The organism is Clostridium sediminicola (genome assembly GCF_050402865.1).
Taxonomy (GTDB): Bacteria; Bacillota; Clostridia; order Clostridiales; family Clostridiaceae; genus Clostridium_AF; species Clostridium_AF sediminicola.
In genome coordinates this window covers 467,190-489,968 of the sequence record NZ_BAABMF010000002.1, presented here as the reverse complement: position 1 = coordinate 489,968, position 22,779 = coordinate 467,190, and the positions used below count along the sequence as shown (strand labels likewise).

23 protein-coding genes are annotated in these 22,779 nt (G+C 29.2%); 14 read left to right on the top strand and 9 right to left on the bottom strand.

Going from position 1 to position 22,779, the window contains the following annotated elements:
- The first annotated feature begins 83 nt into the window (after positions 1-83).
- A complete protein-coding gene (locus ACQ3F0_RS06225) occupies positions 84-1,727 on the top strand; it encodes a homocysteine S-methyltransferase family protein (RefSeq protein WP_428864285.1) in 1,644 nt (547 codons plus the stop codon).
- Between the two features lie 98 nt (positions 1,728-1,825).
- Positions 1,826-2,698 carry a DegV family protein gene (locus tag ACQ3F0_RS06220; protein WP_428864284.1) on the top strand — a complete coding sequence of 291 codons (873 nt, stop codon included), beginning with the start codon at positions 1,826-1,828 and terminating at the stop codon, positions 2,696-2,698.
- Positions 2,699-3,124: 426 nt separating this feature from the next.
- Here ACQ3F0_RS06220 and ACQ3F0_RS06215 read toward each other — a convergent pair whose 3' ends face one another.
- The 4 genes from ACQ3F0_RS06215 to ACQ3F0_RS06200 form a co-directional block, all read right to left on the bottom strand.
- Positions 3,125-4,318, bottom strand: coding sequence for a S8 family serine peptidase (locus ACQ3F0_RS06215; RefSeq protein WP_428864283.1), 1,194 nt, complete (start codon positions 4,316-4,318; stop codon positions 3,125-3,127).
- 86 nt (positions 4,319-4,404) lie between these two features.
- Positions 4,405-4,836 carry a DMT family transporter gene (locus ACQ3F0_RS06210; protein WP_428864282.1) on the bottom strand — a complete coding sequence of 144 codons (432 nt, stop codon included), beginning with the start codon at positions 4,834-4,836 and terminating at the stop codon, positions 4,405-4,407.
- A gap of 84 nt (positions 4,837-4,920) precedes the next feature.
- Positions 4,921-5,409, bottom strand: coding sequence for a dUTP diphosphatase (locus ACQ3F0_RS06205; protein WP_428864281.1), 489 nt, complete (start codon positions 5,407-5,409; stop codon positions 4,921-4,923).
- 184 nt (positions 5,410-5,593) lie between these two features.
- Positions 5,594-6,136, bottom strand: coding sequence for a 2'-5' RNA ligase (locus ACQ3F0_RS06200; RefSeq protein ID WP_428864280.1), 543 nt, complete (start codon positions 6,134-6,136; stop codon positions 5,594-5,596).
- Positions 6,137-6,327: 191 nt separating this feature from the next.
- On the opposite strand from ACQ3F0_RS06200, the gene ACQ3F0_RS06195 reads away from it, so the two are divergent.
- From ACQ3F0_RS06195 to fliN, 9 genes are all read left to right on the top strand, one after another.
- Positions 6,328-6,489 (top strand): DUF1540 domain-containing protein, encoded by a 162-nt coding sequence (locus ACQ3F0_RS06195; RefSeq protein WP_428864279.1) that lies wholly within the window; start codon positions 6,328-6,330, stop codon positions 6,487-6,489.
- 361 nt (positions 6,490-6,850) lie between these two features.
- Entirely contained in the window at positions 6,851-8,113 is a 1,263-nt protein-coding gene (gene murA, locus ACQ3F0_RS06190) for a UDP-N-acetylglucosamine 1-carboxyvinyltransferase (RefSeq protein WP_428864278.1), read from the top strand.
- A gap of 114 nt (positions 8,114-8,227) precedes the next feature.
- Positions 8,228-9,013 (top strand): MBL fold metallo-hydrolase, encoded by a 786-nt coding sequence (locus ACQ3F0_RS06185; protein ID WP_428864277.1) that lies wholly within the window; start codon positions 8,228-8,230, stop codon positions 9,011-9,013.
- Positions 9,014-9,042: 29 nt separating this feature from the next.
- Positions 9,043-9,645 carry a GerMN domain-containing protein gene (locus ACQ3F0_RS06180; protein ID WP_428864276.1) on the top strand — a complete coding sequence of 201 codons (603 nt, stop codon included), beginning with the start codon at positions 9,043-9,045 and terminating at the stop codon, positions 9,643-9,645.
- Between the two features lie 45 nt (positions 9,646-9,690).
- Positions 9,691-10,191, top strand: a complete 501-nt coding sequence (locus ACQ3F0_RS06175; protein WP_428864275.1) for an SEC-C metal-binding domain-containing protein — start codon at positions 9,691-9,693, stop codon at positions 10,189-10,191.
- A 141-nt stretch (positions 10,192-10,332) separates the two neighbouring features.
- The gene (locus ACQ3F0_RS06170) at positions 10,333-10,974 is read left to right on the top strand and encodes a lactate utilization protein (protein WP_428864274.1); all 642 of its coding nucleotides are present in this window, start codon (positions 10,333-10,335) and stop codon (positions 10,972-10,974) included.
- Positions 10,975-11,088: 114 nt separating this feature from the next.
- Entirely contained in the window at positions 11,089-11,568 is a 480-nt protein-coding gene (gene rlmH, locus ACQ3F0_RS06165; protein ID WP_428864273.1) for a 23S rRNA (pseudouridine(1915)-N(3))-methyltransferase RlmH, read from the top strand.
- Positions 11,569-11,679: 111 nt separating this feature from the next.
- Positions 11,680-13,188, top strand: coding sequence for a DUF1846 domain-containing protein (locus ACQ3F0_RS06160; protein ID WP_428864272.1), 1,509 nt, complete (start codon positions 11,680-11,682; stop codon positions 13,186-13,188).
- Positions 13,189-13,313: 125 nt separating this feature from the next.
- Complete coding sequence (gene fliN / locus ACQ3F0_RS06155; protein WP_428864271.1) at positions 13,314-13,667, top strand: flagellar motor switch protein FliN; 354 nt, start codon at positions 13,314-13,316, stop codon at positions 13,665-13,667.
- A 101-nt stretch (positions 13,668-13,768) separates the two neighbouring features.
- Here fliN and ACQ3F0_RS06150 read toward each other — a convergent pair whose 3' ends face one another.
- The 5 genes from ACQ3F0_RS06150 to ACQ3F0_RS06130 all read right to left on the bottom strand — a co-directional run bounded on the left by ACQ3F0_RS06150 (position 13,769) and on the right by ACQ3F0_RS06130 (position 20,977).
- Positions 13,769-14,785 (bottom strand): protein-glutamate methylesterase/protein-glutamine glutaminase, encoded by a 1,017-nt coding sequence (locus ACQ3F0_RS06150; protein ID WP_428864270.1) that lies wholly within the window; start codon positions 14,783-14,785, stop codon positions 13,769-13,771.
- A 22-nt stretch (positions 14,786-14,807) separates the two neighbouring features.
- Positions 14,808-15,623: a CheR family methyltransferase gene (locus ACQ3F0_RS06145; RefSeq protein ID WP_428864269.1), complete on the bottom strand. Its 816-nt coding sequence runs from the start codon at positions 15,621-15,623 to the stop codon at positions 14,808-14,810.
- Positions 15,624-15,705: 82 nt separating this feature from the next.
- Positions 15,706-18,408 (bottom strand): methyl-accepting chemotaxis protein, encoded by a 2,703-nt coding sequence (locus tag ACQ3F0_RS06140; protein ID WP_428864268.1) that lies wholly within the window; start codon positions 18,406-18,408, stop codon positions 15,706-15,708.
- 12 nt (positions 18,409-18,420) lie between these two features.
- Entirely contained in the window at positions 18,421-18,909 is a 489-nt protein-coding gene (locus ACQ3F0_RS06135; RefSeq protein ID WP_428864267.1) for a chemotaxis protein CheW, read from the bottom strand.
- 40 nt (positions 18,910-18,949) lie between these two features.
- Positions 18,950-20,977 carry a chemotaxis protein CheW gene (locus ACQ3F0_RS06130; RefSeq protein ID WP_428864266.1) on the bottom strand — a complete coding sequence of 676 codons (2,028 nt, stop codon included), beginning with the start codon at positions 20,975-20,977 and terminating at the stop codon, positions 18,950-18,952.
- Positions 20,978-21,282: 305 nt separating this feature from the next.
- Between ACQ3F0_RS06130 and ACQ3F0_RS06125 the strand changes: the two genes are divergently transcribed.
- The 3 genes from ACQ3F0_RS06125 to ACQ3F0_RS06115 all read left to right on the top strand — a co-directional run bounded on the left by ACQ3F0_RS06125 (position 21,283) and on the right by ACQ3F0_RS06115 (position 22,705).
- Positions 21,283-21,645 carry a response regulator gene (locus tag ACQ3F0_RS06125; protein ID WP_428864375.1) on the top strand — a complete coding sequence of 121 codons (363 nt, stop codon included), beginning with the start codon at positions 21,283-21,285 and terminating at the stop codon, positions 21,643-21,645.
- 53 nt (positions 21,646-21,698) lie between these two features.
- A complete protein-coding gene (locus tag ACQ3F0_RS06120) occupies positions 21,699-22,166 on the top strand; it encodes a chemotaxis protein CheD (protein ID WP_428864265.1) in 468 nt (155 codons plus the stop codon).
- 71 nt (positions 22,167-22,237) lie between these two features.
- Positions 22,238-22,705 carry a chemotaxis protein CheX gene (locus ACQ3F0_RS06115; protein WP_428864264.1) on the top strand — a complete coding sequence of 156 codons (468 nt, stop codon included), beginning with the start codon at positions 22,238-22,240 and terminating at the stop codon, positions 22,703-22,705.
- Positions 22,706-22,779 lie beyond the last annotated feature (74 nt).

The following is a 22,779-nucleotide window of genomic DNA, read 5'->3' as shown; positions in this document are numbered from 1 at the left end:
TGTATTATATATAAAATGTAATAAAATATATAAATAAAATTTAATTGATGCTATTCAAAAAAATTTTAGAAGAGGGGGATTATATGAGTATAAAAGATTTATTGGGGAAAAAAATATTGGTATTCGATGGTGCTATGGGAACAATGCTTCAGAATAGGGGTCTTAAGACAGGAGAAATACCTGAACTATATAATTTACATAAAAAGCAAATAGTATTTGAAATACATAAAAAGTATATTGATGCCGGGGCTGATATAATTACAACAAATACTTTTGGAGCAAATGAGTTCAAATTAAATGATACTGAGCATAGTGTTGAAGAAATAGTTAAAGGTGCTGTAGAAATTGCAAAAGAAGCTGCAGGAGAAAAGTTTGTAGCTCTAGATATTGGACCTACGGGAAAGCTTATGGCACCTTTTGGGGATTTAACCTTTGAGAAAGCATATGATGTATTTAAAAGACAAATAATTGCTGGTAAAGAAGCTGGCTGTGATTTAGTTTTAATCGAAACTATGTCAGATATGTACGAAGCAAGAGCAGCCATATTAGCAGCTAAAGATAATTCGGACTTGCCCATATTTTGTACAATGACTTTTGGTGAGTATGGAAGAACTTTAAATGGAACTGACCCGTTAACCATGGTGGTTGGGTTAGAAGCTTTAGGTGTGGATGCATTGGGAATCAACTGTTCTTTAGGTCCAGATCAAATTATGCCTTTCGTTAATGAAGTATTAAAATATTCTTCAATACCTGTTATGGTTCAGCCTAATGCTGGTCTGCCAAAAGTAGAAAATAATATAGTTACTTATGATATAAATCCTAAAGATTTTGCAAAGAGTATTAAAACTTTAGCTGAAAAAGGGGTATCCATATTAGGTGGGTGTTGTGGAACAGATGAAAGGTTTATTTATGAAGTTAAAAAAACTTTATCAAATGTGAAACCTAAATCTATAAATATTAAGGAATTTGCTGTAGTATCATCAGCAACTAAAACAGTTATTTTAGATGAGGGAATAAAAATTATTGGAGAGAGAATTAATCCTGCTGAAAAAGATGAACTAAAAGAGGCAATCTTAGATAATGATATTGGTTATATTCTTGATGAAGCATTAACTCAAAAAGATGATGAGGCAGATATTTTAAAGGTGAATGTTGGTTTACCAGAAATAGACGAAAAAAAAGTAATGATTGATTGTATAAAAGAACTTCAAGCTGTTGCTGCTATACCATTACAAATAGATAGCTCAGATAAAAATGTTATAGAGGCTGCAGTAAGAGTATATAATGGTAAACCTATAATTAATTACGTAAATGGCAATGTAGAAACAATGGATGCCATATTGCCTATTGCAAAAAAATATGGAGCTTGCTTAATTGCGGGAACAGTTGATGAAGAAGGAATTCCAAGTACAGTAGAAGAAAGAGTTGAAATTGCTAAAAGAATCATCAAAAAGTCTGAAGAATATGGTATTCCTAAGAAAAATATTTTGATAGATTGTTTAGTGTCAATAGAATCAGATAAAGAGCAGCAAGTTATGGAAACATTGAAAGCTATTAAAATAATTAAAGAAAAATTTGGGGTTAAAACAACTTTGGAAATAAGTAATATATCTTATTTAAAAATGGCCCTTACTATGGGATTAGATGTACCAAGTATTGACCCTAGCTCAGAAGAAGCAATGGGATGTATTAAGGCTTTTAAATTATTATTAAATGAAGTTAAATAGGGTAAAGAATGTATTGGTAGATGAAACTTCATTTTCTGTTTTAGTCATGTTATAATTAAACATAAATTACATAATTTGTTCTTAAAGGAGATTTTATTATGGATACGGTTATATTAGTTGATTCAAGTAGTGATTTGCCAAGGAGTTTTATAGATGAGAACAATATACCAATTGTAGGCTTAACTTGTCATCTACATGATGTAGATTATGTAGATGATTTTGGTAAAACATTGTCATATGAAAATTTTTATAATGAAATAAGAAATGGTGCGATGCCTACAACTTCACAAGTGAATGTTTTTACATTTGTAGAGAAATTCAAAGAGCTCTTGTTAGAAAATAAAGCAATTATATATTTAGCTTTTGACTCATCTATTAGTGGAACGTACAATAGTGCTGTTATTGCTAGAGAGCAAGTTTTAGAAGAAATTTCTGATGCAGATATAACTATTATAGATACAAGAAGTGCAAGCATAGGGGAAGGTTTATTAGTTTATAAAGCATATGAAATGTTGAAAAATGGTGAACCAAAAGAAAAGATAATAAATTGGGTAGAAGATAATAAGTTTAATATTCACCACTTTTTTATTGTTGAGGATTTGAATCATTTAAGAAGAGGTGGAAGAGTATCATCAACAAAAGCCGCAATTGGAACATTATTGAATGTAAAACCTATGATTTATGTGAATAAAAAAGGTGAATTAATTAATATTGCCAGCATTAGAGGAAGAAAAAAAGCGATAAAAACCATTATAGAAAGATTTGATCAAAACATTACAGATAAAAGTTGTGAAGTAGTTTGTATAAGTCATGGAGATTGTTTAGAGGATGCTTTATATTTAAAAGAAATGTTGCAAGAAAAATATAAAGCAAAAAAAGTTTTGATCAACCATGTAGGGCCAGTAATAGCTTCTCATACTGGAGCAGGAATGCTTGCTCTTTGTTTTATAGGAAAAGAAAGGATTATTTAAGGAATAATAAATAAGGAGCTTTTATTGAGCTCCTTTTACTTATTTAAATTAATATAGTTGCAAAAGAAAAAAACTGCTAAAATAAGCAGTAAATATAATGAGGGTAAATCGCAAGAAGCAGATTTAATCAAAACTTTTTGAGATAAAACCCTTAATATGAGTATTGTGAGTATAAGTGAATAGGAATACATCTATTTAAAACAAATATGTTCCATAGCTGAAACTAAAAATTAATAAAAAGAAAAATGCTGCAATTGTTTTATAAACTTTTATTTTAAATGAAAAATTTTTCAAATCTTTTGATAAATTAATATTTTTAACCAATAGCTTCACCTCATAATAATAGTCCTAATCTTTATCTTAATTTAATTATACCTCTGAAATATAATTAATTAGTAACAAATAGGTAACAAAGAAGTGAAAATTTTATGGAAGTAGATTATTAAATTCTATAGCACCTGCCCCTTGGATAAACTTGGATTCATTAATCATATTACAGGATAATTTTAAAAGAGATAGAATATCTTCAAATTTCAAATCATTATTGTTTTCAAATAATAAGGTACAAATTCCTGCAATAAAAGCACAAGAAATGGAAGTACCTGTATAGGCTACATAAGACTGTTTTAATGTATGAGGATAAATTTTTCTACCATTACGTTGAGAGATATATTCTTTATCTGAATTTAAAGAATATATATTTACACATGACGCAGATAAATCTGGTTTTACATTATTTATACTAGAACCACCTGAAGAATAAGGATACGCTTTTAAGCTATGAGTAGAATCTAAACCACCAACAGTTATACAACTTTCTAAAGTGGCTATTCCTCTCATAGAATTTTCTGTATTTCCATTATGTCCACTAGGTACAATAGGTATAATATTTTTCGAAATCGAGTGTTTAAATATACTATCAAATAGTAATAATATAAATTTGTTAGAATCAACTAATTCAAATGGAAGACATAATACTTTTATATTATATTTTTCACTTTCAGATAATAGGGTTTCAATTGAGAAAAGTATATCTGAAATAAAACCTCTTCCCAGTTTATTAAACGCTTTAACCATATATATATTACTGTTTTCAGCTATGCCTTTGTACAGTCCATTAGAGTTATAGCCACTAGAAGAGATAATACCACTAATGAATGTACCATGCCCATTATCATCATAAGGATACTCCAAGTTATTCAGTATATCTAAAAAACAGCTAATTTTATTTCTTGGATTTTTCAAGTCAGGATGAGGATAAACTCCACTATCTACTATACCAACAGTTATTCCTTTTCCAGATAATTTATAACGATTATCATGGTAAATACCATTAGCAGACGTTACACTTGATGCGCAGAGAAAAGCTTGAGTATCAAAACTAATATAATCAATTTCAGGATACTCAATTAATCTTTCAATCATTTTCTTTGAGATATTTGCACAAATACAATTAATTAAAGAAATTGAATGTATAATTTCTATTTTGTTTGACTTTAATTTTTGTTTTATCTTTTCAGGCAAATATTTACAATGGATAATAACTCTATGATTTTTAGAGTTATGTCCTTTTATAGCTGTTATTAGATTGGGATCTAATTTTTTTTTGAAAGATAACATAAAGACCTCCTTAAGAACTCTATATTATATAATATAGTACTTAAGAAATATTAATGTTAATTATTTGAAGCGGCATGATAAATAAATTAATGCTTCCATTTAAAAACTATTATCCCAACAATCATAATAATAATTCCTAAAAATTTTGTTATATCAAAATGAATTTTTTCTGCACCAAAAAGACCAAAAGAATCTATTATTCCAGCTGCTAGTAATTGAGAAATTAAAATTGTAGATATGGCATATGTAGGCCCTAAGTTTTCAATTCCACTCATAACGGTAAAAATTATTATAACACCTAAAGGTCCTCCTAAAAAGTATAACTTATTAGTTGATGATAGATTGCTGAAATTACCATTACCAGCAAAAAATAAAATAATCAATGTAACAACAAATCCAGTTCCTTGAACTAAAGTATTTGTTTCCCATACGCCTATTTTCTCACCTAACCGAGTATTAAACACTCCTTGTAGACTCATACTTATTCCTGCAATTATTGAAGATATTAAACCGAACATAATATCAACCTCCTATGATAGTTTAACCTAATTTCAATAAACTATTATAGGAGGTTGATATTAAAAAAATAAGTAGTAATTAAATTATGATTTCGCAATAGTTTCCTTTTTATGAAGAAGTAGATTTTTTTGTAGATAAGCTTTTTCAATGGTTTCTTTTTCAAAACCTAATGAAAAACCTATTGAAAGAAAGTTCTCGAATAATGTTTTGTAGTTGTCAATGTTAGGACATACAACAAAATCGTTAATGTCTATGTACAAATTAATAAATTGAGTAGTTAAGTCATTTTGTGTTTCTTGAACATCTAAATGAACATTAGTATAATCTTCATCTAAACCGATGCTTAGAATATAGTGAATCCCTTCTACAAATTCGTTTAAAACCTTGTTGTTACTAAAATTGTTTTCTTTCACCCAAAATTTATAACATTGGGTTTGGTTGACTAGTTCGCTAATTTTAACTTGTAATCCTAGAATTTTTTCAGGCAATAAAGAGTTCTTTCCCATATTACAATTTTTGTTGAATCCTTTATCAACACCTTTTTGTAATATGAATAGATTTTGTAAATCCATCACTTATTCCGCCTTTCGTAAAGATTTCCTTATAATATATTTTATAATATTTTATAAAATAAAAAAAGAAACCATAACGTTTACATGAAAAAATTTTTAAAAAAAAGTGACAATTTCAAAATAATACATAAAATATCACTATTTTTTAACAAAGTCATAAAAATAAAGTTGATTTATTGGGAAATTAATAATCTCTTAAAGGAAACGACTTAATCAAGATTTCTTTCTTATTATTAACAGGTTTTCTTAATTCTAATCTATTAATTTTTGCAAATCCTAAATAAGGAGAATCAGTCTTGTTAGGAATAGAACAATTGGATTTATCTCTAAACATTTTTCTTGCTTGATAATTGGAACTAACGATATGAATTCCAAAATTATTTTTTTGATTGCTTATGTTATATCCATGCTGATATAAGGTATCAGACAAATTTCGTGAAATCTTTTTTATGTAACCTGATTTGTCTACTTTCAATCCTATATGTTTAAAATGATCATCCAAAAAAAGTTCGGAATTTATTTGTATTTTAAATTTTTTGTATGGATATAAAGATTTAGATATTATTTTAGAAAATTCTTCAATATTGGAATCGTTGATTGTCTGTATTTTAATATAAAAATCAGTTTTTAATTTGTAAACTCTATACTTTCTACATAAATCTCTTTGGACAAGATTAATTAATTCATTTGAATTTTTATCAAATAATGCAACTAAATTATATTTCATAGTTTCCTCCACAAAATAGTTTATTGGTTTATTGTCTTAGAATTTTTAATTATTTTAATAGTTATTATACCACAAAAATTACACTATTTGTACAGATGCTTTGGTTCAGGAGATATAATAGCATTTGAATAAAAAAAAAACTAAAACAAATAATATATAGAGTATTTAAACAATAATAGGAGGTATGTTAAGTGAAACATAATAACAGTATTCATTGTAATGTAAGAGAGTGTAAAAACCATTGTGAATCTGAAGATTATTGTACACTAAAACAAATTAATGTAATCAAACATGGATCAATGTGTAATTCTGTAGAGGCTACAGACTGCGCTTCATTTGAAAAGAAACAATAATAAGTTAATATTTAGAAATAACTGCTGAACAAATTTCAGCAGTTATTTTTCGCTCTAAAATAGTATTAAATAATAACAATAAGTAAATTTTATCATAATATTACATAATTTTTTATATTTATAATAAAAATATACACATAGGAATAAAATTGTAATATAAATTTAATGTAGTTTAAGTGTTAACAATTCGTTTTATTGTGGTATAATAAATGATGTGATTATGTCTGTAATTGTAGAGTATGCATTGATAAACTTCAGTTATACATATAGATAATTTTTGAAATTATAAATTATTATTTTGTATGAAGGTTTTTAGAATTGTATTTCTATATAACACTACACAGCGAGGATGGTAAAGTATATGGATAAATTAGTTATTGAAGGTGGGCATTGTTTAGAAGGCTCTGTTGATATAAATGGAGCTAAAAATGCAGCAGTAGCAATTTTACCTGCATCAATAATGGCAAGTAGAGGAATTTGTAATTTGGATAATATTCCCAACATAAGTGACGTTAACTGTATCCTTAGCATAATTGGGTGTTTAGGAGCCAGTGTTACAAGAGATAATGACAAAGTTATAATTGATAGCAAAACTATTGAAACTACAAATGCCTGTAATGAAGAAGTAAGGAAAATGAGAGCATCATATTATTTAATTGGAGCTCTATTAGGAAGATTCAAAAAAGCAAAAGTAGAAATGCCAGGTGGATGCTCTATTGGAGTTAGACCTATTGATCAGCATATAAAAGGATTTGAAGCTTTAGGAGCAAAAGTAACAATAGAACATGGGGCAGTAATTGCTGAAGCAGAAAGGTTAGTGGGTACAAATATTTATTTTGATGTAGTAAGTGTTGGAGCTACTATTAATGTTATGATGGCCGCAACTTTAGCTGAGGGAAAAACTATTCTTGAGAATGCAGCGAGGGAACCACATATAGTTGATGTTGCTAACTTTTTAAATTCTATGGGAGCCGATATTAAAGGTGCTGGAACAGATGTAATTAAGATAAATGGCGTTAAAGAATTAATAGGATGCGATTATAGTGTTATTCCCGATCAGATTGAAGCGGGAACTTATATGATTGCTACAGCAGCATGCGGTGGTAGAGTAACAATAGAAAATGTAATTCCTAAACATTTGGAGTCAATAACTGCAAAGTTAGTTGAAATGGGAGTAAAGGTAATTGAAGAGGGAGATGCAATTACTGTTGAAAGTAATGGTGTTTTAAAATCTGCAAACATAAAAACATTACCATACCCTGGGTTTCCTACGGATTTACAGCAACCTATGTCTGTATTGTTATCAATTGCAAATGGAGTCAGTATAGTTAATGAGAGTATATGGGAAAGTAGATTTAAACATGTTGATGAATTGAAGAAAATGGGAGCGAAAATAAAAGTTGAAAATACGCTAGCGGTTATTGAAGGGATTCATAAACTTTCAGGCGCTAAGGTAGAATCAACAGATTTAAGAGCAGGTGCTGCAATGATAGTTGCAGGATTGGTAGCTGAAGGCAATACCGAAGTTTATGAACTTCATCATATTGATAGAGGTTATCCAAATATCGAATTAAAATTCAATAAACTAGGTGCATGTATTAGAAGAGTTAAAATTGAAGAATAGAGATAAACCACTTAAACTTTTCATTTATTTAAGTGAAAACTTGTTAATGCCTATGTTTTTGTGTTTGAATAAATTTTGTTTATACAAGGTTTATCTATAGAATGGAGTATTTATATGATTTTTTGCCCTTTATATAGTGGAAGTAGCGGAAATAGTATATTTGTCTCTTCAGAAGAAACAAAAGTATTAATTGATGCTGGCTTACCTGGTAAAAGGATTGAAAGTGCCTTAGAACAAATAAATCAAGAGCCGTCAAAAATAGATGCTATTTTTATTACTCATGAGCATGGTGATCATATTAAAGGGGTAGGTGTTATGTCTAGAAGATATAATATACCAATATATGCAAATGAGTCAACTTGGAGAGAAATGTTTTCAAAGATAGGGAAAATAAAAGAAGAGAATATTAAAATCATGAAAGATGATTATGTAACTATAAAGGATATGAAAATATCTAAATATAATATCTCTCATGATGCAGTTGAGCCTGTAGGGTATTCAATAGAGGCTGAAAATAAAAAAGTTTGCATAGCTACAGACTTAGGGTATTTTTCTAATGAAGTTAAAAAGGCACTTTTAGGGTCAGATGTAGTTTTATTAGAAAGTAATCATGATGTTGAAATGCTAAAATTTGGTCCATATCCATATCATTTAAAAAGAAGAATTTTGAGTGATATAGGACATCTATCGAATGATGATTGTGGTAAAGCAATAGTAGATATTGTAAAGCTTAATTGTAAAAGATTCGTATTAGGACATTTGAGCAAAACTAACAATTATCCTGATTTAGCATATGAAACAGTGGTTAATGTTTTGAGAGAAAATAATATCCAATTAAATAAAGATGTATGGGTAGATATGGCTAAAAGGGACATGCCTAGTAAATGTATAGAATTATAATTGTATTGAGTATGAGAGAAGGAATTGAGATGAAAAAAATAATATTCTTAGTTTTATTAGTACTATCATCAATGTTATTAATGATTGGTTGTAAATCAAATCAAGTTACAACAACTGTAAATAATAATGATAAGATAAAACAGAGGAATATAGGAAATTCTGATGAAAATAATGTTCAGCTTAACCTATATTTTGATGCTTCTAAAGATGATAGCAAATTAGAAATAGGTCAAGAAGAAAGAATATTAATAAAAGAAGAGATGTTAGGACAAATAATAGTACAAGAACTTATTAAAGGTCCTACTATGGATAGTTCATTAAAACCAATTTTATCTAAAGATACAAAGGTGCTATCATTTTCTATTAATGATGGAACAGCATATGTAAATTTAAGTAATGAAGCAAAGGCAAATATGTCAAAAGTTAAGGAAGAAGCATATTTAAAAAGCCTGGCATTATCTTTGTGTGAATTAGAATCTATTGTAAATGTTAAAATATTAATTCAAAACAAAGATGTGGATACATTAGGTGGGAATTATAATGTATCAAAGCCTTTTTGTGCTGATACAATAAAGTTGATAGAAGAAGAATCTACAGATAATATTGAAGATGCTGAAGAAAAAAAAGAGTAAAAACATATATTATTTAGATAATTAAGAACATAAGGAGAATTGAATATGAGTTTATATAATGATTGGACTGAAATGGTTGTAGACTATGTGAAAACTAAAGGAGAAGCAGCTTTTTGGAGTAAGTATGAGGAAATAGAAAAAGAGGTATATGTAAGAGTTTTAAACGATTATACAGAAGTGATTTCAGGAAAAGTTGGGGAGTTAGCTGAAAGATTTGAAACTCCAATTAATTTCTTTATGGGATTTTTAGATGGGATAAATGAAAGTTTGGTTCAAAAAATAGATGTTGAAAATCTTGAATTAGAAACAGAAATTACTTTAGAGATAGAATATGAAAATCTTTATTTTAATATGCTAGATGCTAAAGCTGAATATTTATATAATTTATCTCAATGGAATGGTATATTTTCAGAAGAGAAGAGAAAAGAAATAACAAAAGCATGGAGAGCATCGAAAATGGTTGTTAGAGATCCTAAAGTAGGAAGAAATGATCCTTGTCCATGCGGAAGTGGTAAAAAATATAAAAAATGTTGTGCTAATAAATAATCGGTTAAATCATTAAGGGAGATTTTCTTTTGAAAATCTTCTTTTTTATGATATATATACTTTTGTTTTCATTGAAGTTAGTACTATTATAATTTATACTTTAAGTAGGTGTTTATGATAATTTAGTTTGGAGGTAGAATTATGGATAAAAATGCTTATTTTGTAGTTCAAAAAAAAGTAGAAAGAACTATAGAAAATCTTAACAAGAATAATATGGATGGCTACTTTGTTCAAGATGAACAAGAGTTACAGAAAAAAGTAAAAGAGCTAATGAGTGCAGGGGAAACTGTATCTGTTGGTGGATCAATGACATTATTTGAAACTGGACTAATTGATTTATTAAGGAATGGTGATTATAACTTTTTAGATAGGTATGAGAAGGATTTAACACCAGAAGATATAACTGAAATATATAGAAAAACCTTTTTTGCTAATACATATTTAGTAAGTAGTAATGCAGTAACTGAAGATGGTGAATTATATAATGTTGATGGGAGAGGAAATAGAGTATCAGCAATGATTTTTGGGCCTGATAAAGTTATAGTAGTAGTAGGAGTAAATAAACTTGTTAAAGATTTAGATGCTGCAATTGAGAGAAATAGAGAAATAGCAGCACCAGCTAATGCTGTTAGATTAAGAAGAAAAACACCTTGTGCAAAGGTAGGATATTGCATGGATTGTGATAGCCCTGATAGAATATGTAATTCTTATACATTAATTGGAAGACAAATGAAAAAAGGAAGAATTCATGTTATATTTGTAAATAAGGAATTAGGATATTAGAGATAAATTAATAACATTTTAAAATAGAGGTATTTGATAAAACTCCCAGTTTGTAGTGGGAGTTTTGTTGTGAGATAATCATAATATACAGTTTATATGAAAGTGAGAAAGCTAATGAATGTAACAATTATTGCAGTTGGTAAGTTAAAAGAAAAATATTTAAAAGCAGCTATAGATGAGTATAGTAAGAGATTAGGTAGATATTGCAAAATAAATATTATTGAATTAGCAGACGAAAAAACTCCTGATAATGCTTCGGCTAAGGATGAATTAATTATTAAAGATAAAGAGGGAGAAAAGATTCTAAAAAATATTAAAGATAATACTTTTGTCATAGCTTTAGATTTAAATGGAAAAATGTTGTCATCTGAAGAGCTAGCTGACTTTATAGATAAATCTACAGTTTCAGGGAAAAGTAATTTTACTTTCGTTATTGGAGGTTCATTAGGATTATCAAAGGAAGTATTAATGAGAGCAAACTACAAGTTATGCTTTTCAAAAATGACATTTCCTCATCAATTGTTTAGAGTAATGCTCCTAGAACAGATATATAGAGCCTTTAGAATAAATAATGGTGAACCCTATCACAAATAATAATTATGATGCTACATAAAAATGATATCTAAAAAATTAAAATAAACTATTATAATTTATCTAAATTAATGTTAAAATAGTCAAAGAATAAAAAGAATAGTGAGGGTAATTATGAAAATAGGTTTTGATCACAAGAAATATTTAGAAGAACAATCCAAGTTTATACTTGAAAGAGTAAATGATTATGACAAACTTTATTTGGAATTTGGAGGTAAACTTTTATTTGATATGCACGCAAAAAGAGTGCTTCCAGGTTTCGATGAAAATGCTAAAATTAAACTTCTTCATAAGTTAAAGGAAAAAGTTGAGGTTATCATTTGTGTTTATGCAGGTGATATTGAAAGAAATAAAATCCGTGGAGATTTCGGTATAACATATGATATGGATGTACTAAGATTAATTGACGATCTTAGAGCTTATGACTTAGATGTTAATAGTGTAGTAATTACTAGATATGATAATCAACCGGCAACTACAGTATTTATGAATAAGCTTGAAAGAAGAGGAATCAAGGTATATACACATAGAGCAACAAAAGGATATCCTACAGATGTAGACATTATTGTTAGCGATGAGGGGTATGGAAAAAACCCTTATATTGAAACAACAAAGCCAATTGTAGTTGTTACAGCACCTGGTCCAGGTAGTGGTAAACTTGCTACATGCTTAAGCCAGTTATATCATGAACATAAGCTTGGTAGAGAAGTAGGATATTCCAAATTCGAAACTTTCCCTGTATGGAATGTACCACTTAAACATCCATTAAATATTGCTTATGAGTCAGCAACAGTTGATTTAAAGGATGTTAATATGATTGATTCTTTCCATTTTGATGCATATAACGAGGTTTCAATAAATTACAATCGTGATATTGAAACATTCCCTGTACTTAGGAGAATCATTGAAAAGATAACAGGAGAAGAAGCTGTCTATAAATCACCAACAGATATGGGTGTTAATCGAGTAGGTTTTGGTATTGTTGATGATGAAGTTGTTAAAGAAGCATCTAGACAAGAAATAATTAGAAGATATTTTAAAACTGGATGCGAATACAAAAAGGGATATGCTGATTTAGAAACTTTTCATAGAGCAAAGCTAATTATGGAAGAGCTTAATCTCAAAGCAGAAGATAGAAAGGTAGTTTTACCTGCTAGAGAAAAAAGTATAAAATTAAATAAGCAATCAAGTAATGATGAGAAATTCCCTGCTGTAGCGCTTGAGTTACCAGATGGTACAATCTTAACGGGTAAAGGATCAAGTACAATGAATGCTACCGCAGCGGTTATTTTAAATGCTGTTAAGTATCTTGCTAATCTTACGGATGAAATACACTTGATTTCACCTGTAATTCTTGAACCGATAATAAATCTTAAATCAAAAACTTTTGGTAGCAAAACAACAGCTCTAGCTTGTGAAGAAATTTTAATTGCGCTTAGTATAAGTGCTGCAACTAATCCAATGGCGAAAGCGGCTATGGAAAAATTATATATGCTTAAAGGGTGCCAAGCTCATTCTACAACTATTTTAAGCACAAATGATGAGCAAACTTTAGGTAAATTGGGTATTGATGTTACAAGTGATGCTGAATATTTGTCAGATAGTTTATATTATAACAACTAGCTTTTGCAAGTAAAAACATAAGAATAAGTCTCAATTTTGTTAGAATTTTAGTAGGAAATAAAATAACAAATTTGAGGCTTTTTATGTTAAAATAATTATAAAAAGAAATAGAAAGAGGTGAGCAAATGGATAAAGTAGTGACACATAAAGATATAGAAAACTTTCTAGAAGAGTATAGTGAAAATAATAAAAATAAGAGTAGTTTAGGAAATGGGTATATTGATAACAATTTGGAATTGATACTAGATATCCCATTAGAGATAAGTGTTGTATTAGGTAATACGAAAAAAACTATTAAAGAGATTATGAATGTAATTCCTGGATCAATTATTCAATTGGATAAATCTATTAATGAACCTTTGGTGATAAACGCTAATGGAAAAAAGATTGGAGAAGGAGAAGCTATTGTAACAAATGAAAAATTTTGTATAAGAACTACTGAGATTGAAGATAAAAAACAATTAAATAGTAATGGGTAGACTTTCGCTAGAACTTTATTGGGCGAAAGTTTACCCATTGTTATTATAATTGATTTAAATTTAAAAAATTTATATTAGTGCATTTTTAAAATAATCTAGTTTTATTTCAATAATGAAAGTAAAGTTTGAGGTATTTTTTCTAGAGAAACTTGTTTTTCTACAGCACCTACTTCAAAAGCAACTTTTGGCATGCCGTAAACAACACTTGAATCCATATCTTGTCCAATTGTTCTTGCACCTTTTCTCCTCATAGATAGTAAACCTTTTGCACCATCATAACCCATGCCAGTCATTATGATACCGATAGCATTATCTTTACATTGTTTTGCTACTGATTCAAATAGAACATCAACTGAAGGACAGTGACCATTTATTTTCTCACCAGAAAATACTTCTACTTTATATCTTTGCCCAATTTTTCTGACGGCCATATGTTTATCGCCTGGAGCTATAAGGATTTTTCCAGGTTCTAAATAATCTCCTGATTCAGCTTCTTTAACCTTAAAATTCGTTTGATTATTAAGCCGATCAGCAAACATTTTAGAAAATAGTGGTGGTATATGCTGAACAATTAAAATACCCGGCATTTGGGATGGTAATTGTTTTAGTAATGAATAAATTGCTTCTGTTCCTCCTGTAGACGCACCTATAGCAATTAGTTTTCCATTATCTATATTATCCTTTTTTTCTAAGTTTCGATCTTCCGAGAAGGAATGTTTAATAATTTTTGCTTTGGCTGCTATTTTGATTTTTTTTATTAGTTCGTTTATGAAAGTTTCTACTCCTTCTGGCGATTGAACATCTGGTTTTGTAACAAAGTCTACGGCACCAGCATTTAAGGCATCAAATACAGCTTCGCTTACAGAACTAACGACAATTATAGGAAGAGGGTACTGTGGCATCAGGCGCCTTACAAAATCAATTCCATTCATTTTGGGCATTTCTACATCGCATGTTATTACGTCTGGTTTAAATTCTAAAATTTTGTCTCGCGCATCAAAAGGGTCAATGGCTTTAGCAACAACTTCAATGATAGAATCTGATTCTATTCCTCTTGATATAACTTCCCTAAAAACTAAACTATCATCTAAAACGAGTACTTTTATTCGTTTATTCATATGAAAGCCTCCTTAAATACTGCTATATTTTTCTATAGATAGCTGGACTAATATATTTGAATCTGGTCTTATCTCGATTTAACGATTCTGAAAGGCCTATAAATAGATACCCTCCTGGCTCCATAATATCATAAAATTTATTTACCAGTCTATTCTTTGTTTCATCATTAAAATAAATCATAACATTTCTACAAAAAATCACATGGAACTTCTTTTTAAAAGGAAAGGTATTTTCCATAAGGTTAAACTTTCTATAAATGACCTCAGACTTTATCTTATCTGCAACTATAAAATTTTCTTTATCGTATTTGTTGAAATAATTCAATTTCCATTGTTTGGGTAATGGTTGAATCTTTTCATTGCTATAAACTCCTTTTTTAGCAGTTTCTAAAACACTTTTTGATATATCAGTTGCTAATACTTTGGTATCCCACCATAACTTTTCTTTATTAAAAAATTCATCTAAAATCATAGCAAGTGTATATGGTTCTTCACCTGTAGAACTGGCTGCACACCAAATACGAAGATCTTTGTCTAAAGCAATTTTTTTCAAATATGGAAGTACTTTATCTCTAAAAAAATAGAAATGTTCAGCTTCTCTCATAAAATAAGTATGATTTGTTGTGATTTTGTCAATAAGAACTTTACTTGCTGTTCCGGTTTTATCAGATACAAGGTATTTGTAATACTCTTCATAACTGTTGAAACCTAGTTGAGCAAGGGTGTTATGAAGTCTCCCAGTAACTAAAGTTTGTTTTTCTTTCTTTAAATGAATCCCGAAATTTTTTTCAATATATTCCGCTAATAAGTAGAATTCTTTATCTGTTATTGTAATCAATGTCTACACGTCCTTTTATAATAGGAGTCCACTATTTAGTGGGCTCCGTATTATTAAGATTTTTAATGCCGTGAATTACCTATTAGTACTTTCCGAATTCTGGATCACTTAATACAATTTTATCAGGAGTATTAGGTGTATCTTCTTTACACACATTTTCATTTAGCATACTTTTTTTGCTCATACTTTCAAGAATTTTCAGTACTTCTGGATTGAGATTTTCAATACCTTTATAAGTCAGTATTTCATTTTGCTCTTTAAGTTTGAATTTATCCACTTGATTTTTGAGCATTTGTGCTTGACTCGAAAGTTCTTCACTAGCAGAAGCTGTCTGTTCAGAAGTAGCTGAAGTTGTTTGTACAACATTTGCTATTTGATTAATGCCCTGATTCACTTGGTTAACACCAATAGCTTGTTCGTTAGAAGCAACAGCAATATTTCCAACCAACGTAGCTGCTTTATCAATGTCCTCAACTATACCATGAAGAGATTCTGCTGTTGACATTGCAATTTGAGCGCCATCTCCGATTTTTTTAATAGAATCTTCTATCATAACTGTTATTTCTTTTGCTGCATTAGCTGAACGAACTGCAAGATTTCTTACTTCTTCAGCCACTACAGCAAAACCTTTACCATGTTCTCCTGCTCTTGCTGCTTCCACAGCTGCATTAAGTGCTAGGATGTTGGTTTGAAATGCTATTTCATCAATTACTTTTATTATTTTTGATATATTATTAGAGGATTCGTTAATTACGCTCATTGACTCTAACATATTATACATTTGTTTATTGCCTTGAGATACATTATCTTTAGCGGTTTCTGTGATTTCTTTTGCATCATTGGCATTTTGAGCATTTTGTTTTGTTTGAGAAGCGATTTCTTCTATGGAAGCTGTTAACTGTTCGATAGAACTTGCTTGCTCAGTAGCTCCTTGAGATAGTGCTATACTTGAGTCTGATACTTGACTTGAGCCTGTAGCTACTTGATCTGCGGCATTATTTATATCTGATAAAACTTGGTTCAAAGAATCAATTATATTATCTAAAGAAGTTTTTATCTCGGCAAAATCTCCTTTATATTCTACAGTTGTCTCCACATCTAGATTTCCGTTGGATAATTCTAATAATATATGTGATACTTCTCCTATGTTAGTAGACATATTTTCTATTGCTGTTTTAAGGTAATTGTTTATTTTTACAAAATTCTCTCTATCATGTTTAGTATACTCATCTGCTTCAGCAACTTCAAAATTTAGACTTAAATTTCCTTCTGAAAGTAAATCAAGATTTTTGGCAAGTCTTTCAACTTCTGTATTTTGGTAAACTTTCTTTCTATGTTCCTCAGTTATATCTCTTGTGAGTTCTATATGACCTATTTTTTCCCCGTCTTTATTGTATAGATAAGAAGCGTCTACATCTAAATGTTTTCCGTTTTGATCAAACATAGTTTGATTTATATTATTCCTTAATCGAGTAATTCCACAGTTTTCTGTATTACATATAGTTCCGTTTAACATAGAACACTTCTTACCAATTATATCTTCTTTTTTTGAGTGGAGAATTTTTTCGAAAGATTTATTGATAAATGTCCAATTCATATCTAAATCTGTTACTGATATTGGGGTTGGTATAGAATTTAGAATGCTTTCATACCAGTAAATTTTATCAATAACAGTATGGAGGGTTCCGTTTATTCCTTCAACAATATTTTTATATCCACCATCAAACTTATTTATATTACCCCTAGCATCAAAATTTCCTTCTTTGGCTGCTTTAGTAAGAGTATTTGTTTCTTCAACAACATTCTTTAAAGTGTCAACTACTAACTGCATACTATTAGCTAGTACATCTTTTTCGGATTTTGATTTTATATATACTGAAAGGTTTCCGGTAGATATTTTTTCAGCAACAGTAGCTTGAGCTTTTATGTTCTGTATCATTTTTTCAAAAGAAGTAGTAAGGATTCCGATTTCATCTTGTGAAGTTGATTTAACATTGACATCTACATCACCATTTGCAAGTTTATCAGATGCTTCTACTAATTTTTTTATTGGTTTGCTAATAATTCTTGATATATATAGTCCAAGACCAATTGCTAGTATTATTCCAATGATAATATATATAGTCATTTTAAATATAGCATCTTTTGTGATTTTTGAATTAAGAGCAGCTTTTTCACCAGCCTCTTCAAGTTTCTTAGCAGCAAGTTTTTCTATAGCTGTTTCTACCTTGAAGGCTTTTCTGCCTAAATTTCCTTTTATTAGGGTTAAGGCTTCATCATCTTTATTTTGTTGACATAAAACTAATAACTCATTCAAACCATCTGAAAACTCAATTTTAGCAGACAAGAACTCATTGAATAATATTCTTTCTTCATCAGATTCATCATTAGAGATTGAATTTTCAAGGTTATCGGATTCTTCATCAATGGCTTCCATTGCTTTTCGGATATTTGCAAATTTAGAACTAACTTCAAATCCTTGATCTTCAAGAATTAACTCATTAGCCGCTACTCTAGTTCTTTGGAAAAGAGAAACAATTTTAGCTGACTGAGCTACTGGAACTGTCATGTTATCATAGAGCTCTTTATCATTATTATCTATAGTTTTTATATTAATAATACCAATTATTCCAACAATTCCTGCTATCATAGCAACTAAAATAAAACTAGTAATAAGTTTTGTTGAAATTTTAAAATTATTAATTCCTTTAAGCTTAAAACTTTTCTTTTGTTTTTTAATTTCTTTTGATTTTTTAATCTTTTTGAAATTATTAAAAAGTTTCATGTGTAGTACCTCCTAGCATTCCATATCTGCTAAATCGCTTACTTCCTCTTCTTCTAAGAGTCTTTCGCAATCTAGAATCAATGTTACATTGTTACCAGTTTTGCCTATACTTTTAATGTATTTTTTCCCTTGTTTATTAAGGTTCGGCGGAGGTATTATATCATCATCTGGGATAGCAAGAACTTCTGATACGCTATCTACTATAAGACCAATTGAAAGCTCATCTAAATCGATGACAATAATGCACGTCCTATCATTATATTCTTTAGATGATTTTTTGAATTTCAACCTGACGTCCATAACGGGAATTATTTTTCCACGGAGATTAATAATTCCTTTTATATAATCTGGAAGTTCAGGAACCTCTGTGATAGATTGAATACCGACTATTTCAGTTACATATAAAATCTCAATACCATATGATTCTTTATCAAGTGAAAAAGTAAGAAATTTACCTTTTTGAGTATCTTCTTTTTCTTCTGGTACTATTTTTTCATTCATATTTTCAGCTCCTTTATTGTTTTTTATAAATATAAAATATTTATAAAATTAATCTTCCAATATCAAGAATTAAACTAATGCTTCCATCGCCAAGTAATGTACATCCACTTAATCCATTTATTTTTTTGTTCTTTTTAATATAATTAGGTAAAGATTTAACAACCACCTGTTGTTTGCCTATAAGTTCATCTGCAAATAGACAACATGCTCTTTCATCTTGTTCTACCATAATAAAAATACCTTTTTCGAAATCTGTTATATCGGTTTCAACATTGTAATAGTTATGAAGGCGAAGAATTGGGAAACATTGACCTCTAACCATAACCATCTCATTTTTTTCAGGGTCTATGACGATATCATCCTCTTTTGGTCTAAAGGATTCTTTTATCGCAGTTATTGGAATAGTGTATTTAGAACTCCCTACTTTAATATTCATTCCATCAATTATTGCTAGGGTAAGTGGTATTTTCATTGTAATGATTGAACCTCGTCCCTCAACACTATCTACAGAAACTGAACCTCCGACGCTTTCTAGATTTTTGGCAACTACATCCATACCAACTCCTCTTCCAGAGAATTCAGTAATCTTTTCTTTTGTGGAGAAACCAGGTAACAATATTAAATTATAAATTTCTTTATCAGTCATCTCAGTTTCTTTTTTCTTTAATATATTATTTTCTTTTGCTTTTTTTAGTATTTTTTCTTTATTTAAGCCTTTGCCATCATCTCTAATAATTACTAATACATCGCTACCAGAATTTTTTGCCTCTAATGTAACTGTACCTGTTTTTTCTTTTCCTAACCTTATTCTTTCTTCAGCATCTTCTATTCCATGATCAATTGCATTTCGAATCAAGTGCATTAGAGGATCAGAAATATGTTCAATAATATTCTTATCAACTTCTGTTTCTTCTCCAATGACATTTAGATTAACCTCTTTATCTAATTTTTTGCACATGTCCCTTACAATACGGTGCATTTTAAGAAAAGTAGTTGAAAGAGGAACCATTCGTATTGACATGACTACATCTTGTAATTCATTTGTTATCTTGTGTAATTGTCGGGCAGATTTTTTGAAATTCTTTAAATCTAAGTTCACAACTTCAGGATTTTGTGTTACCATTGCTTCTGCAATAACCATCTCAGCAACTAAATCCATTAAGACATCTAATTTTTCTACATTAACAGTAATCATGCTTTGGTTACTTGAACTAGATATTTCCTTGGAAGCTTGTTTTTTATTAGCAATTTGCTTTTTAATAGGTGGCTTATTTGCTTCTGGAGCTTCTGTTTTTTCACTTTGAATTTGTTCGAATTCTAAATCTTTTAAAAACATAGTTTGCTCAAAAAATTTATTCATTTCTTCGTAGGAATGTTCAGTTTTTAATACTATTTCAAAGCCTTTATCTCGTATTAGCTGTACACTTTTGTCATCTTCTAAAATATTATTTGGGGTATGAGAAATATGATGTGCTAATTCGCCTAGATCATTAATGATTGAGTATGCCCTTATATTTTCCATTTCACAACCATCTTCAAAGAAAATAGTTGCTTTAAATATATTTTCACCTTCATGGGGTATGCTTTTTTCAGTTACTTCTAAGATTTGTTCTATTTCTTTAGGTTTTAAACTTTCAGATTCTAGTTCAATGGAATCTGATGATTTAAGGTTATTAAGGAATGCCTTTATTTCTAAAATTATATGGCCTGAATCTCCATCAACAGCATCTCCATTTTTGATTTTTTCTAATTCAATTTTAATAAAATCAACACCTTCAAGTACTAAATCTGAAAGAGTTGAATAATCTACAGTATCAGGTTTGTTTTCTCTTAAGTAATAAAATAAATCTTCAATAGAATGTGCAAGGGATCCTATTTCATTAAAAAGCATCATGGTTGATGAGCCTTTGATAGTATGCATAAATCGAAAAATTTCATTTATTGAATCCATTGAATAACCACCTGATTTTTCACTCGATATGATTGCTTGCTCTAATTGTTCTAATAATTGTGATGTTTCAAAAATGTACATTTCAAGCATCGGCTCATTAGTATATGTTTCTGACAATTTATTAGCCCCCTTTTGCTAGTTCTTATATAATTAATATGATTTTTTAATAGTCTATTAAATTAAATTATATTATATTATAGATTATCTGCCAAGTCTTTACTGGGAATTTATAAAAACATATAATTTAAAATTGTATTATATTAAAAATTATATTATAATCTATATTATGTATCGGTATAAGTTGATTTAATTCAATATGTTTCATGAAAATAAATAATTAATATAGGATTATTTAAGAAAATATATTGGATAATGTCATTTACAAATAAGTGAGGAATTTAAACTTAAATTGGAGGTGTTAAATTTTGAAAAGGGTATTGATAGTTGATGATGCTGCATTTATGAGAATGGTAATTAAAAATATGTTAGTGAAGAATGGTTTTGAAGTTGTAGGTGAAGCAGAAAATGGTAAGGAAGCCTTCAAAAAGTATTTGGAGCTAAAACCAGATGTTGTTACTATGGATATAACAATGCCGGAAATGGATGGAGTTCAATCATTAAAAGCTATTAAGTCTCAGGATCCTAATGCAAAAATAATTATGATAACTGCAATGGGACAAGAGTCAATGGTTAAGGAAGCAATTATTTCTGGCGCTAGAGGCTTTATAGTAAAACCATTTAAAGAAGAGAATGTTTTATCATCTGTAAATAAAGTACTCTCTTAGTGAGAATACTTTGTGTAGAATTTTTTTAAGCTGATAGATAAGAGGTAATTTATATGATAATAATTGGTATTGGTGAATATCATATTTCTAATGATAAAAAAGATGTAATAAAAACATATTCATTAGGATCATGCGTTGCTATGACAATATATTGTCATAAAAGAAAGGTTTCAGGTATGGCACATATTGCTTTACCATTTTACACGAACGATAGGGATTTAAAAGAACGTCCTGCTCATTTTGCCAATTCTGCAATCCCATTGATGCTAGATAAATTTTGCTATAATTATGGTTGTAATATCAAAAATTTACAAATAGGGATTTTTGGAGGAGCATCATCAATTAGAAAAGATGATGTATTTAAAATTGGTTTGCGCAATGTTGAAAGTATAAAAAATATACTATCGAGTAGATCCTTACCTATATACAAACAAGATACAGGTGGATATTGCAGTCGAACGATTGAAATGGCTGTAGATACTGGGGAAGTAAAAATAGATACTCAACCCATTATTATTTAGAATAAACATATAGACTAGATACAATAAATATTTGTATATCATACAAAGGTTAAAGGAAGGAGGGATTACTTATGAAACAGGAATATATTGATCCATTTATTGATGGTAGTAAAAGCGTAATACAGCAAGTTACGGGAATTGAACCTAAACTTGGAGAAGTATTTATAAAAGATATTCCTTACCACAGTGATTCCGTTGTTATTTTGATAGGATTAACAGGACAAATATATGGTAATGTAGTTATTTCTTTATCAAAAAAATTAGCATGTGATATTGCATCAATTATGATGGGAGGCATGCCTGTTCCAGAATTAGATGAAATAACAAAGAGTGCTATTGCTGAACTCTGTAATATGATTTTAGGCAATACTGCAGCTAATTTCTATAAGAACAATATGGTTATTGATATTACACCACCTACAGTTTTCACTGGTGAAAATATGCAAGTTACACCAAGTAAAGCTGAAACGGTGTGCATTCCTCTAATGTTTAATGACGGTGAGCTTTTTGAGATAGATATCACTTATAAAGAAAAGTAAATTATTTTTAGCTACAAATAGAATATTTAAATTTAATTATTTATCTGTAGCCAACAGGGTTTCTAGCGTAAGCT